Below are 14,606 nucleotides of genomic sequence, written 5' to 3'. Positions count from 1 at the left end.
CCTCCTGATCAGGCGACGGGATCGTCGCAAAGTCGAATCGGCGGGCGCGCGAATACCCTCAGCGCGCAGTTGCCTCAGACAATTCTACGACCTCGCGCGCTGCTGTGGCGACGTCGTCGTTCACAATGCAGTAATCGAACTCGCCTTGCGCGGCCAATTCGACCTTCGCGGAGCGCAGTCGGCGAGCACGTTCCTCTTCATCTTCGGTGCCGCGACCGATGAGTCTGTGCACCAACTCGTCCCAGGATGGCGGCAGCAGGAAGATGAGCGTCGCCGATGGCTCTGCGGCCCGCACCTGGCGGGCACCCTGCAGATCGATCTCCAACAGAACGGTCTTCCCAGCGGCGAGAGCGGCCTCGATGGGCTCCCGCGGAGTGCCGTAGCGGGAGCGGTTGTGAACGACGGCGTGCTCGAGCAGGGCGCCCTCGTCAATCAGCCGATCGAACTCGGTGTCGTCGACGAAGTAGTAGTGCACACCGTCGATCTCACCCGGGCGTGCCGCGCGTGTCGTCGCCGAGACGGAGAGATGGATCTCCGGATTGTGTTCACGGACGTGAGCGGCGACCGTGCCTTTGCCCACGGCAGTGGGACCAGCCAGCACAAGAAGCCGGCTGCGACCCGAGCGCGGCCGCTGTTCGGGGAATCGCGAGTCGAGCCACTGCATCAGACTGGCACGCTGGCGCACCCCGAGTCCGCCCAGACGCTTGACGTGCGAGATGTCGAGGTTAAGCAGGATGCGGTCGCGCTTGCCGATTCCGATGGCAGGCAGCGCGAGGAGGAAGTCCGTGATGCGCATCGAGCCTGCAACTGATTCAGCATCCGCGAATGCTTCCCGTGCGACGGACTGCGGAGCGACGACGCGCATGGTCAGAGAGCGTTTGACGGCGGCGCGCGCACGGCGACGCTCCACGGCCTTACGGGCTGCGGCGGCGCGATCAACTTCGGGAACGGTGCGCTCAGCCATTCAGAGCCTCCTGGTAGGCCACAGCACGAGATTCGATTGCGTCGACAAGGCCGTCAGGTCCTGCCGAGAGGATGCTGCGACTCTCGGCAACGATGACCATCGGCGCCGAGGCGCCGAATCGTCCGATGAGGTCGGCAGGTCCTGCTCCTTGAGCCCCGAACCCTGGGCCGAGGATGGGTGCGGCCGGAGCGAATGCCGAAAGGCCTGCTTCTGTCCAGTCGACTGTCGCGCCGATGACAATGCCGAGACTCCCCCACTGGCCATCGGGCGTCGCGCGGGCATTGCGGGCGCTGACCTGCTCGATGATCGAGGCAGACACGGTCTGGGTTCCGGTCACTCCAGCACGTGCCTGCTGCACCGTTGCGGCCTCAGGGTTGCTCGTCGCAGCAAGTACGAAGACGCCCTTTCCGTTCGACTCTGCAAGCGCGAATGTACTCTCCAGCGCGCCGACTCCGAGGAACGGGTTTACCGTGAGCGCATCCGCTTCGAGCGGGGACCCCGGCGTCAGCCATGCTGACGCGTAAGCGTCCATCGTGGAGCCGATGTCACCGCGCTTGGCATCCGCGATCACAAGGATCTCTGCCTCACGCGCGGCGCGCAGCACATCTTCCAGTGCAACGAATCCGGCGGAGCCGAAGCGCTCGAAGAAAGACACCTGCGGCTTCACCAGGCCGACGCGGCCTGCGGCCGCGTCCACTGTTCGCAAGCCGAATTCCCTGACACCCGCAGCAGAGTCCGGCAGGCCCCACGAGGCCAGCAGTGACTGGTGCGGATCAATTCCTACGCACAGCGGTCCGCGCGTGCTGAGAGCTGCACGGACCTTCTCTCCGAACCGTTCGGTCACAGCGCGGCCTGCCGTTCGATCGCATACTCCTGGAGACTTTTGACGTTGAAACCCTCGTCCGCAGCATCCATGGCGCTGACTGCGGCACCGAGGACGGCCATCGTGGTGAACAGAGCCTTGTCGGCCGCCACAGCAGCGGCTCGAATTTCGTAGCCGTCGGCGCGCGCAGCACCGCCAGAGGGGGTGTTGACGATGATGTCGATCGCACCATCGTTGATGAGGTCGACGATGTTCTCGCCGCCGTCAAGCGTCTCGCTGTACTTCGCGACGACCTGCACTTTGATCCCGTTGCGGGAAAGGATCTCGGCTGTGCCCTCAGTGGCAACCAGGTTGAAGCCCAGTTGCTGCAGGCGGTGTGCGGGAAGGATCACTGCACGCTTGTCGGCGTCGGCGACGGAGATGAACACCGTGCCGGACGTCGGCATGCCGCCGTATGCGGCAGCCTGACTCTTCGCGAACGCGGTCGGGAAGTCCTTGTCGATGCCCATCACCTCACCGGTGGAGCGCATCTCCGGCCCAAGTACGGAATCGACGATCTTGCCGTCCTTGGTGCGGAACCGCTTGAACGGCAGCACCGCCTCCTTGACTGAGACGGGGGCATCCATCGGCACTCTCGAACCATCCGACACAGGCAACATGCCCTCGGCCTTGAGCTCGTCGATCGTCGCACCGACCATGATGCGGCTGGCTGCCTTCGCCATTGGGATGCCAAGCGCCTTTGATACGAACGGCACCGTGCGACTTGCCCGGGGGTTCGCCTCGATGACGTAGAGCACTCCGGCACTGATCGCGAACTGCACGTTCAGAAGGCCGCGAACTCCCACGCCCTCGGCGATCGCAAGTGTGGCGACACGCACACGGTCGATGTCACTCCGTCCAAGCGAGATCGGCGGCAGAGTACAGCTGGAATCCCCGGAGTGGATACCGGCCTCTTCGAGGTGCTCCATGACACCGCCGATGTACAGCTCGTTGCCGTCGTAAAGCGCATCGACGTCGATCTCGATGGCGTCATCCAGGAACCGGTCCACGAGCAGCGGTGTGCCGGGGCCAACAATGACCTCACCCGCCGTGCGAACGAAGTAGTCACGCAAGCTCGGGGTGTCGTAGACGATCTCCATGCCGCGACCACCGAGCACGAAGCTCGGACGCACAAGCACCGGGTAGCCGATGTCTTCGGCGATCACTACCGCACCGTCTGCGTCGATGGCGGTGCCATGCCGCGGCGCGACGAGGCCAGCGGAGTCGAGCAGCTGAGAGAACAGCTCGCGCTCCTCAGCGATGTCGATGGCTTCCGGGCTGGTGCCGAGCACGGTGTAGCCAGCCGCCTCGATACCCTTGGCGAGCCCGAGCGGCGTCTGTCCGCCGAGCTGGCAGACGACTCCGAGGATGGTGCCGCTCGCGGCTTCCGCGTCAAGCACTTCGAGCACATCCTCCAGCGTCAACGGCTCGAAGTAGAGCCGGTCGGAGGTGTCGTAGTCTGTCGAGACCGTCTCGGGGTTGCAGTTGACCATGATGGTCTCGAAGCCTGCATCCGACAGTGCGAAGGACGCATGCACGCATGAATAGTCGAACTCGATGCCCTGGCCGATACGGTTCGGGCCAGAGCCGATGATGACGACCTTCGTTCGCTCTGACGGCACAATTTCCGTCTCGAAGTCGTAGCTCGAGTAGTGATACGGCGTCAGGGCCGGGAACTCGCCGGCGCAGGTGTCAACCGTCTTGAAGACCGGGCGGACACCGAACCCGTGACGCTGGCTCCGCACCTCTGCCTCGCTGATGCCTCGAATCTCGGCCAGCTGCGCGTCGGAGAAGCCGTGCTCCTTCGCGTAGCGGATCGTCTCAGCATCGAGTTCAGCGGCAGTGCGCACGGTCTCGGCGACCTCGTTGATCAGCACGATCTGGTCGACGAACCAGGGATCGATCGCAGTAGCCTCGAATGCTTGCTCGACGGTAGCGCCCTTGCGGAGAGCCTGCTGCAGCACGACGATGCGGCCATCGGTCGGTGTCTGGGAGATCTCCAGGAGCTCCTCGAGACTGCGCGTCTCCTCACCCCAATGGAAGCTCGATCCGCGCTTCTCCAGCGAGCGGAGCGCCTTCTGCAGAGCTGTTGCGTAGTTGCGACCGAACGCCATCGCCTCGCCCACCGACTTCATGGTGGTGGTCAACGTGGCATCTGCCGCCGGGAACTTCTCGAATGCGAAGCGCGGCACCTTGACGACGACGTAGTCCAGCGTCGGCTCGAAACTCGCCGGGGTGACACCGGTGATGTCGTTCGGGATCTCATCGAGTCGGTAGCCGAGCGCGAGCTTCGCGGCGAGCTTCGCGATCGGGAAACCTGTCGCCTTAGACGCCAGCGCGCTCGAACGGGAGACGCGAGGGTTCATCTCGATCACGATGATACGACCGTTGCTGGGGTCGACCGCGAACTGGATGTTGCATCCGCCAGTGTCCACGCCCACTGCGCGAATGATGTCGATGCCGATGTCACGCATCTGCTGGTACTCACGGTCAGTGAGCGTCAGCGCGGGCGCCACGGTGATCGAATCGCCCGTGTGAACGCCCACGGGGTCGACGTTCTCGATCGAGCACACCACCACCGTGTTGTCGGCGGTGTCGCGCATGAGCTCGAGCTCGTACTCCTTCCAACCGAGGATGGACTCCTCCAGGAGCACCTCGTTGGTCGGCGAGTCGTGGAGCCCTGCACCGGCGATGCGGCGAAGGTCGGTTTCGTCGTAGGCAAAGCCAGATCCGAGTCCACCCATCGTGAAGCTCGGGCGGACGACCAGCGGGTAGCCGAGTTCTGCGGCACCGGCGAGAACCTCGTCCATGGTGTGAGCGATACGGCTGTCAGCGACATCAGCACCCGCATCGAGAACCAACTGCTTGAAGATCTGGCGATCCTCGCCCTTGTTGATCGCCTCGAAACTCGCGCCGATGAGCTCGACATCGTACTTCTCGAGGATGCCGTGGTTGTGCAGCTCTATCGCGGCGTTCAGTGCTGTCTGCCCACCCAGTGTGGGCAGAATCGCGTCTGGACGTTCCTTCGCGATGATCGTCTCGATGACCTGCCACGTGATCGGCTCGATGTAGGTGGCGTCAGCGAAGTCCGGATCGGTCATGATCGTGGCCGGGTTGGAGTTCACGAGGATGACGCGTACGCCCTCCTCGCGCAGCACACGGCATGCCTGCGTTCCGGAGTAGTCGAACTCAGCAGCCTGACCGATCACGATCGGACCAGAGCCGATAACGAGGACGGAGTTGATGTCGTCGCGCTTTGGCATTAGTTTTTGTCTCCCTGGGTGGCGATGACCAGATCGCGGAAACGGTCGAAGAGGTAGTTGGCGTCGTGCGGGCCGGCTGCGGCCTCGGGGTGGTACTGCACCGAGAACGCGGGGATGTCGAGGGCACGCAGGCCCTCCACCACGTTGTCGTTCAACCCGATGTGGCTGACCTCGACCTGGCCGTAGCCGTTCGGGCTTTCGAAGGATCCCTCAAGAGGCGCCTCCACAGCAAACCCGTGGTTGTGGGAGGTGATCTCCACCTTGCCGGTGACCTTGTCAAGCACGGGCTGGTTGATTCCGCGGTGTCCGAACGGAAGCTTGTAGGTTTCGAGGCCGAGCGCGCGGCCGAGCAACTGGTTGCCGAAGCAGATGCCGAAGAAGGGAAGTCCCTCATCGAGCACGCTGCGCAGGAGAGCGACGTGATCGCCGGAAGCAGCGGGGTCGCCAGGGCCGTTCGAGTAGAACACGGCCACCGGGTCGATCGCGCGGATCTCCTCAATCGTCGCGCTCTGCGGCAGAACGTGAACTTCGAAGCCGCGTGCGGCGAGGTTGTCGATCGTGGCCTGCTTCACACCGAGGTCGAGCACGGCGAGGTTTCCGACCCGGTCCCCCAGCGCAGTCGTCACGGTGACGACGTCGACCGAGACCTGGGCCGACAGATTCTGTCCGCTCATCTCGGGCACCTGCTGCACAATACGCAGTTGCTCTTCTGGGTCGAGCGCGGCATCCGCACCGGAGAAGATGCCTCCGCGCATGGAGCCGGCCGATCGGATGTGACGTGTGATGGAGCGTGTGTCGATGCCGCTGATGCCGACGATGCCGTCGCGAACGAGGATCTCGTCGAGAGAAGCGTTGGCGCGCCAGTTGGACACCACGCGTGAGGGGTCGCGCACGATGTAGCCGGCGACCCAGATGCGTCGGGACTCTGAGTCCTCGTCGTTCATTCCGGTGTTGCCGATATGAGGTGCGGTCTGCAGGACGATTTGTCCGGCGTAAGACGGGTCGGTGAGCGTCTCCTGGTAGCCACTCATGCCGGTCGCGAAGACGACCTCGCCGAGTGTGGTTCCCTGAGCGCCGTAGGCGCGGCCCGTGTGACGTGTGCCGTCTTCTAAGACGAGGACGGCGGGATCAGGCAGTGTCATGACGTGGCTCCTGAGTTATCAGCGGGGATCAGCCGCTGCAGTTCTGAAATGAGGTTGTTGGGGTCACCGGCGCTGACACGCAGGTACGAGTCGACGATCGTTGAGTCATCGATCTTCCACGCCAGGCGCACAAGCCCACCGGGTTCGACAACGCGGTCGATGGTGACGGATGCGCGATCTACGGTGACGATCTTGGCCGAGGCGAGGAACACCGTGGGCGAGCCATCCAAGCAGAGTGCGGCGCCGCGATCGGTGACCGCGAGCTCACCCCGCGCACGATAGGCCAGCGGCTTGATCGCCAGACGCTCGAGTGGCTGGTCGTGGCGGGTGGTCGATACGTAGAGCACTTCGTGGCGCGCGAGAACCTCGGCGTGTTCGGGAACACCCAGCGGGGCGTCATGCACTGAGTCACGACGCAGACGTCGGCGCCACGCAAGGTACATCGTCAGAAGGATCAGCAGCGCGACCCCGATGGTGATGGCGATGGCGATGTCACGCATGCTCACGCGTAAAGCTCCTCGACGACAGTGCCGGCCTCGACGGTGACGAGACCATGATGGATGGTGTACTCGACGCGACCGGGCAGGTCACGACCGAGATAGGGAGAGTTCTCGCTGCGACCGTGCAGATCAGCAGTGGTGAACGTGCCTTCGATGCGGGGATCGTAGAGGGTGATCTGAGCGGGTTGCCCGGCCTCTAGCGGTGTGCCGTGACCTTCCAGCTGCCCGATGCGAGCGGGTGTTGCGCTCATGACGCGCGCAACATCGTTCCAGCCGATCAGGCCGGTCTGCACCATCGACTGATGCACGACGCGCAGCGCGCTCTCCAGGCCCACCATTCCGTTGGCGGCCGCCTGCCATTCACAGGCCTTGCTCTCGCTGGGGTGCGGGGCGTGGTCTGTGGCGACGATGTCGATCGTGCCGTCGGCGAGTCCCTCGCGCACGGCGAGCACGTCCTCTTCGCGGCGCAACGGCGGGTTGACCTTGTAGCGCGCGTCGTAGCCGCGTACGAGTTCGTCGGTCAGCAGCAGGTGATGCGGGGTGACCTCAGCAGTGACGTTGATGCCGCGCTTCTTGGCCCACCGGATGATGTCGACTGACCCTGCCGTCGAAAGGTGGCAGACGTGCAGCCGCGAGCCGACATGCTCAGCCAGCAGCACATCGCGGGCGATGATCGACTCTTCCGCGACGGCGGGCCAGCCGGTGAGGCCCAGCTCGGCCGAGACGCTGCCCTCGTTCATCTGGGCGCCTTCGGTGAGACGCGGATCCTGAGCGTGCTGTGCAATGACGCCGCCGAAGGATTTCACGTACTCGAGTGCACGGCGCATGATGAGCGGATCGAACACGCAGAAGCCGTCGTCGCTGAAAACGCGGACCTTCGCGCGTGAAGTGGCCATCGCGCCGAGCTCGGCGAGTCGCTCGCCCTTCTGGCCGATGGTGACTGCGCCGATCGGCTGCACCGTGGCGTAGCCTGCGGCCTCGCCTAGGGCGAGTTCCTGCTCGACGACACCTGCGGAATCCGCGACGGGCGAAGTGTTCGGCATGGCGAAGACGGCGGTGAACCCACCAGCTGCTGCGGCCTTCGTGCCGGTGAGGATGGTCTCGGATGCTTCGTAGCCTGGCTCACGAAGGTGCGTGTGCAGGTCAACGAGTCCGGGCAGGGCGATCAAGCCTGCAGCGTCGATGACACGGGCGCCTGAACGGCTGAGGCCGGTGCCGATCTCAGCGATGATGCCGTTCTCCACCACAATGTCGGCGCTCGCGGCGCCAAGCAGCTGAGCGCCGGTGATCACGAGGGTCTCGGTCATTGGTCTTCCCCTCGTTCGTCGTTTCGTTCTCCTGCAAGCAGCAGGTACAGCACAGCCATGCGTACAGACACCCCGTTGGTGACCTGTTCCAGCACGGTGGAGCGCGGAGAATCTGCGGCTGCGGAGGAGATCTCCAGGCCGCGATTCATCGGCCCTGGGTGCATGACAATGCTATCGCTCGGAAGCGATGCTGCGCGCACAGCATCCAGTCCCCAACGCCTGGAATACTCCCGCTCACTCGGGAAATATGCCGCGTTCATACGCTCGAGCTGGATGCGGAGCATCATGACAGCGTCGGGCCCCTCGGCGAGAGCCTCGTCCAGGTCGTAGAGCACGCGCACTGGCCAGTTCGAGACGTTCTGAGGAACGAGGGTCGGTGACGACACCAGAGTGATCTCGGCGCCCAGCGTTGCGAGCAGCCAAACGTTGGAACGGGCGACCCGTGAGTGCAGCACATCGCCGACGATCACGACCTTGATTCCGGTGAGATCTTGACCACGGCTGTCGGCGCCGAAGCGGCGTTTGCGGATGGTGAAGGCATCCAACAGCGCTTGAGTCGGGTGCTCGTGTGTGCCGTCGCCGGCGTTCACGATGCCGGCCGAGATCCAGCCGCTCGTCGCGAGCGTGCGCGGCGCTCCGGATGCCGGATGACGGATGACGACGGCATCCGCTCCCATCGCCTGCAGCGTCTGCGCGGTGTCTTTCAAGCTCTCGCCCTTGGAGACGCTGGAGCCCTTGGCCGCGAAGTTGATGACGTCAGCGGAAAGACGTTTAGCAGCGGCCTCGAAGGAGATGCGGGTGCGTGTCGAGTCTTCGAAGAACAGGTTGACCACGGTCTTGCCGCGCAGAGTCGGGAGCTTCTTGACCTCGCGTGACTGCGTGTCGGACATGTCTTCGGCGACGTCAAGGATGCGCAGGGCCGTCTCGCGGTCGAGCGTCTGAGTGTCGAGGAGGTGTCTCATGCTTCGATCGTCACCTCCTCGGCGCCGTCGTACTCGCGAAGGCGCACGTTGACGCGCTCTGCGCGGGACGACGGAATGTTCTTGCCGACGAAGTCGGGGCGGATCGGCAGCTCCCGGTGACCGCGGTCGACGAGGATCGCGAGGCGGACCACGGATGGCCGTCCGATCGACTGGATCGCGTCGAGGGCGGCACGGATGCTGCGACCGGAGAAGAGCACGTCGTCGACGAGGACGACCGTCTTACCCTCGATGCCCCCGGCGGGGATATCCGTCGGGCGAGGCGACCTGGTCGGATGCTTCGCGAGATCATCGCGGAACAGCGTGACATCCAGCGAACCGACCGGAACCGCGGTTTGCGCGATGTCACTGATCAGAGCGCCGAGGCGCTGCGCGAGGGCTACACCTCGAGTAGGAATGCCCAGCAGCACCAGATCGGCTGCTCCCCGATTGGACTCGAGGATTTCATGGGCGATACGGGTCAATGCCCGCGAGATATCGGCTTCTTGCAGCACAGTGCGCGTGCTCATTCGCCGCTCCCTTCTCCGCCTCTCTGGACGGTGTTAAAGGTTGCTTGTGCGTTCAGTCTACCGGGTCGGCCCACTCCCGAAATCAGGACCTTGTCCCGAGATCAGGAAGAATCCGCAGAATCATCCTGATCTCGGGCTGTCGTCCTGTTTTCGGCGAGTCAACCGGCGGACTGCGTCGCACGGATCTCATGGCCGGTCGTGCTGAGGCATTTCCCGGTCTTCAGATCCCATTTCCAGTCGTGCATGCTGCAGGTGAGCACGCCGTCCTCGTCGACCTTTCCGGTCTTGGTGAGGTCCGCGCGCAGGTGCGGGCAACGACGCTGAACGGTCCAGTCGCCGATCTCGGCATCCTCGGTCTGGTCGGTCTGCTCGGAGTACCAGTTCTCGACGTACTCGATGCGGTCCACGGACAGGCACTTCAGGAAGGTGGTGAGGAACTCGTTGAACTTCCCACTGCGGCCGACCGAGAACTGCATCGAGAGGAAGATCGAGTTCGACCAGTCGATCTCGTGGTCGGCGATGTTGGTCGACACGAGATCGGCGGGGATCGTGTACCAGTAGATGCACTCTTCGCCTGCGTACTCGCGAACCTTCGCCTTGGGGAAGTCGACGACCATATCGAGATCGCCGATGCGGAATCGAACGTTTCCCCCGACACCGAGTCGGATGGTGCGGGATTTCTTCAGCAGCGGCTCCCACCATGCCTTGATCGCAGCGAGCATCTCTGCGGGGGGAAGAACCTCGGCACGGGATGCTTCCTCGTCGAGGATCTCCTGCTGACGGCTGGCGCGCTGAGATTCGAGGTACTCCCACTTCTCATCGAAGATGTGGGCGATCTCAGCATCCGTGTAAAGCGACTGCTGCATCGACAACTTGCCGCCGTTCAGCGTCACAACGGTGCCGGGAACGAACAGTTGCCCGTCATACTGCGGCGCCTGTTCCTTCAGATGCGCGAGGAACTGCTTCTGATCCGTGAAGATCGAGTCGTTGTCCAGACCGAAGCCGTTGTACTTGAACAGATCGTCCCGCAGGAACATCGGCGGGCCGGCCATCGGAAAGACGTACGGCGCATCGACCTTCTCGATGTAGAACATCGCGCGCTTGTTCTGCGACTCACGCTTAAGCCGTGCGAAGTTCTGCTTGGCGTCCTGCGGCAGATCGTAGACCATCGGCCACCAGATGGCTCCTGATGTCTGAGTGAAGTAGGCATCCGGCTTGCCGAAGCTGAGCAGCGCGTCCAGGTCCAGCGGGTGCGAATCGTTCTGATTGAGTATCGAGGCGGTACCGTCGTCGACGCTCAGCGAGGAGTCGCCGATCGGACCATCGCTGGGAGCACGCAGCGGGGTGATCATGATCTTCAGGTCACCGCGCTGGATGACCTCGCCCGCCGGCGCATAAGTGATGTTGGTGTAGCCCAGCGCGCGGAGGTCCTGCTCGAGGTCATCGATGGGGTAATCCGGGAGGAGTACTTCGATGTCCTTGCGGATGTAGCGCTCCAGGAGCGCCATATCGAAGTGATCGCGGTGGCGGTGCGAGATGTACAGGAAGTCCGCTTCGCGGCCGAACTTCGCCCAGTCGAGCCCTCGGTTGTCAGGGAACGGGAACCAGGATCCGTAGAACGACGGTCCGAGAACGGGGTCACAGATAATGTTTCCGCCGGCCGTCTCGATGAACATCCCGGCGTGGCCGAGTCCCGTAATCCGCATTGCACTCCTTCTGAACTGAACCCTGCAATTCTACCCAGAGGGCTCTGCACGATCCCTGCGCTGTGCCGGGGTGATCCGCGCTCAGCTTTCGAAGAGACCGCGGATGTCGTCGGCGGTGAGCGCTTGCGCGAACATCGCGTCATCATCCATCACCGCCGTGAACAACCGCGCCTTGCGCTGCTGCAGCGCCAGCACCTTCTCCTCGATGGTTCCCGCAGAGATCATCCGATAGACGAACACCTGCTTGTCCTGACCGATGCGATGTGCGCGGTCGACGGCCTGAGCCTCGGCCGCGGGGTTCCACCACGGATCAAGCACGAAGACGTAGTCGGCTTCGGTGAGGGTGAGCCCGAAGCCACCGGACTTCAGGCTGATGAGGAACACGGGTTGCTCCCCCGCCCGGAACTCGTCGATGACACTCTGCCGTTTCCGCGTGGACCCGTCGAGATAGACGTACGGGATGCCGGCTCGCTCCAGTCGCGCCGCGGCCATTTGAAGAAATGACGTGAACTGGCTGAAAACCAGCGCGCGGTGATGTTCGGCGTGCAATTCGATGACCCGCTCGACCAGGGTGTCCAGCTTGCGCGATCCGAGCTTCGCATCGGTCTCGTCTACCAGTCCGGGTGCGAGACTCAGCATCCGCAGCATCGTGAGCGAGCGGAAGACGATGAATCGGTTGCGATCGAGGTCCTTCAGCAGCCCGAGCACCTTCTGCCGCTCGCGCTGGAGCACGGTGTCGTACAGCGCACGATGCGCGGGACTCAGCTCGACGTGCAGCAGCTGTTCCTGCTTCTCCGGAAGGTCACTGGCCACGAGTTCTTTGGTGCGGCGCAGCATCAGCGGACGGATGCGCCGGCGCAGACGTTCCAGCCGTAGCTGACGGTACTCGCCGCCCTCCTCGTTTTCCGGCACCTTTCCCTGCTCGATCGGCTGAATGTAGTCCTGGCGAAACTTGCGTGCTGAGGCGAAGAGTCCAGGCGCTGAGAGCTTCAGCAGCGACCAGATGTCGCTGAGGCTGTTCTCCATGGGTGTCCCAGTGACCGCGAACGTCACGTCAGCACGAAAGGACGCCACCGCACGGTGCTGTTTCGTGTCGGCGTTCTTCACGAACTGTGCTTCGTCGAGGATGAGGCCTGCCCACTCAACGACCTCGTACTCTTCGGAGTCCAAGCGGGACAGCGTGTACGAGGTGACGATGAGATCGGCATCCTGAGCAATGTCCGCGATGGAGGCGTCTCGCTTCGTGCGCGTGCCGTCAATGATGCGTGTGCGCAGTCCGGGCGCGAAGCGTGCTGACTCCTCCTGCCAGGTCGTCAGCACCGAAGTCGGTGCGATGACGAGGAACGGCCGCCGCTCCCCCGCCTCACGCGTGTGCAAGATGAGCGTGAGCAGCTGAATCGTCTTGCCGAGGCCCATATCGTCCGCAAGGATTCCGCCCAGGTGATGCGACCAGAGGAATGCCAGCCAATCGAATCCGGCTTTCTGGTACGGACGCAGTTCGGCCTGCAATCCCTGCGGCAGCGTCGTGGCAGGCACCCCGGTCGCGGCCCGCAGGCCGTCAGCGGTCGCCCTCCAGCTCGTCGCAGGCAGCGCCTCATCGGCGAGGTCCTCGAATTCTTCCCAGAGGTCGGTCTGGTACTTGCTGATGCGTGGGCCTGCCTCCCATTCGGTCAGCTCGGTCGCCTCATCGATGAGCTCGCGCAGCGTGTCCAGGGCGGGGTGGGCAAGCGAGAAATAGTTGCCGTCGGCGAGAAGCAGTTTCGTGCGTCGCATGCTCAGCGCGGTGAACAGCGGAGTGAACGGGATGCTCCGGCCGTCGATCTTGACCAGAACGCCGAGATCGAACCAGTCGGGATCGGTGCTCTCGACGGTGGATACCGTGATCTCCGGCACGCCGCTGAGCTCGGTGTATGTCTTGCGCTTACCGGAGACGACTGCCTTGATGCCGTGTTTCTCAAGCGCGGGAACGATGTGCGTGACGAATTCCGCAGCCTCGACGTCCTGGAACGAGCCGGATGCCTCGAATCGCGCTCCCGTCGCCTCGGCCCATACCGACTCCACCTCTGCGCGGCGAGCGGATTCTGCGCCGACATCTCGCACGGCATCCGCCGTCGACTCGAACGGATAGCGGCCGAATCCTCGGTATGTCCATTCGAATATGTATCGCACGGTGTCGCCGGGGTGATGGGAGACCGAGATCGTCGGGACGGGAACGGGGACCGTGGGTAGTGTGATCTTCCCCACTGCACGAACTGCGACCTGGCGTGCCAGTGCTGGATAGGCCTCGCGCAGAAAGGCAGGCTCGTCTGTAGCGGGAACAGCCAGTGGTTCCCCTGCATCCAAAAGCGCCCGCACAGGCTTACTCAACGCCACCTCTGCCAACGTCACCGATGCCCGTGCGCCGAGCGGGGTCACGGCGAAGATACCCGTGTGGCCGATCGGGTGAACAGTGCCACCGTCGATACTCTGCCCGTCCAGCACCACCTCGGCGGCCACGGACAGGTCTCCGCTGTCTTCTCGGGTGACCTGTGCGGTGATGAATCCCTCTTCGGCCATCGTGACGCTGAAACTCTTCTGCGTCGAGATGAATGGGATGCCGGTGGCAGCCGCAGCGCGCAGATGCGGCCAGAGCAGGCTCGATTCGACATGATCGAGGATGAGCCAGTCACCGGCAGTGCCGGACAGCAGCGAGTCGCGCGAGATGCTCAGCAGATCGGCGAACCACCGCACCCGATCATGACCGAACTGCACCCCAGAGCGCCGTACCGAGTCCCAGGAGACGTTGCCCTGGATCCAGGCACCGGTCGCATCGCTTTGCATCAATGGTCGGATGCCGAGGAGGAACTCCCCCTCACTTTTCGCGAGGTCACGCACGGTCGCAGGGCGCACCGGACGCGGTGCCCACTGGTGGATGCCGCGCGCCGCGCGATAGCGCAACTCGATACCGAGGGCCAGGGGCGTTGTGTTCTTTCCCGGCGAGGTTCCGTCCAGCAGCGTGCGCCAGCCGGGAGACGCCGGCTCTGGCGTCGCAGGCGAAACTACGGCTGACGTCTCATCGCGTTGCGCGTTGCTGGCGAGTACGACAGCGACCACGTGCTTGCACGTGGTCGGCACCGGGCAGGAACACGATGTCGATGCGATCAGTGCGGTTTCGGGTTTGAGACGCACGGTGCAGCGATATACGGCGCCGCCCGATCCGTGCACGCTCGCGCTGAGCGTGTCCGATTCCGCACTCCAGTGGATCTCAGCGACCATCCCGCCGTGGAAGTATGCACGGCCTCGCTCGAAGCTCCCGCGATCAGTGAATTGCGCAAGCGCAAATTCGTCGATGTGCGGAGCGGACATGAAGACACTCTCTCCCTCGCAACCGACA

At 63.8% G+C, this 14,606-nt stretch carries 9 protein-coding genes and 1 pseudogene; all 10 read right to left on the bottom strand.

The window, feature by feature from the left end:
• Positions 1-58 precede the first annotated feature (58 nt).
• The 10 genes and pseudogenes from gmk to AC1C2Q_RS18655 all read right to left on the bottom strand — a co-directional run bounded on the left by gmk (position 59) and on the right by AC1C2Q_RS18655 (position 14,578).
• Positions 59-964 carry a guanylate kinase gene (gene gmk / locus AC1C2Q_RS18700; RefSeq protein WP_495451343.1) on the bottom strand — a complete coding sequence of 302 codons (906 nt, stop codon included), beginning with the start codon at positions 962-964 and terminating at the stop codon, positions 59-61.
• Positions 957-1,808 (bottom strand): orotidine-5'-phosphate decarboxylase, encoded by an 852-nt coding sequence (gene pyrF / locus AC1C2Q_RS18695; protein WP_495451342.1) that lies wholly within the window; start codon positions 1,806-1,808, stop codon positions 957-959. The genes gmk and pyrF overlap by 8 nt, the downstream gene beginning before the upstream one ends.
• Positions 1,805-5,089 carry a carbamoyl-phosphate synthase large subunit gene (gene carB / locus AC1C2Q_RS18690; protein WP_495428927.1) on the bottom strand — a complete coding sequence of 1,095 codons (3,285 nt, stop codon included), beginning with the start codon at positions 5,087-5,089 and terminating at the stop codon, positions 1,805-1,807. The genes pyrF and carB overlap by 4 nt, the downstream gene beginning before the upstream one ends.
• The gene (gene carA, locus AC1C2Q_RS18685) at positions 5,089-6,231 is read right to left on the bottom strand and encodes a glutamine-hydrolyzing carbamoyl-phosphate synthase small subunit (protein ID WP_495451341.1); all 1,143 of its coding nucleotides are present in this window, start codon (positions 6,229-6,231) and stop codon (positions 5,089-5,091) included. The genes carB and carA overlap by 1 nt, the downstream gene beginning before the upstream one ends.
• The gene (locus tag AC1C2Q_RS18680) at positions 6,228-6,731 is read right to left on the bottom strand and encodes a PH-like domain-containing protein (RefSeq protein ID WP_495431656.1); all 504 of its coding nucleotides are present in this window, start codon (positions 6,729-6,731) and stop codon (positions 6,228-6,230) included. Before AC1C2Q_RS18680 ends, carA begins: the two co-directional genes overlap by 4 nt.
• Before the next feature lie 2 nt (positions 6,732-6,733).
• A complete protein-coding gene (locus AC1C2Q_RS18675; protein WP_495451339.1) occupies positions 6,734-8,038 on the bottom strand; it encodes a dihydroorotase in 1,305 nt (434 codons plus the stop codon).
• Positions 8,035-9,000 (bottom strand): aspartate carbamoyltransferase catalytic subunit, encoded by a 966-nt coding sequence (locus tag AC1C2Q_RS18670; RefSeq protein ID WP_495451338.1) that lies wholly within the window; start codon positions 8,998-9,000, stop codon positions 8,035-8,037. The genes AC1C2Q_RS18675 and AC1C2Q_RS18670 overlap by 4 nt, the downstream gene beginning before the upstream one ends.
• Positions 8,997-9,530, bottom strand: a pseudogene (gene pyrR, locus AC1C2Q_RS18665) (bifunctional pyr operon transcriptional regulator/uracil phosphoribosyltransferase PyrR); the annotation flags it as partial. The gene AC1C2Q_RS18670 and the pseudogene pyrR, both read right to left, overlap by 4 nt.
• A gap of 155 nt (positions 9,531-9,685) precedes the next feature.
• Positions 9,686-11,233: a Rieske 2Fe-2S domain-containing protein gene (locus tag AC1C2Q_RS18660; RefSeq protein WP_495451337.1), complete on the bottom strand. Its 1,548-nt coding sequence runs from the start codon at positions 11,231-11,233 to the stop codon at positions 9,686-9,688.
• A gap of 81 nt (positions 11,234-11,314) precedes the next feature.
• Entirely contained in the window at positions 11,315-14,578 is a 3,264-nt protein-coding gene (locus AC1C2Q_RS18655; protein WP_495451336.1) for a DEAD/DEAH box helicase, read from the bottom strand.
• Between the last annotated feature and the right edge of the window lie 28 nt (positions 14,579-14,606).

The sequence above is a fragment of the Microbacterium sp. Y356 genome (genome assembly GCF_059445355.1).
This window is presented reverse-complemented; position numbering and strand designations above follow the sequence as displayed.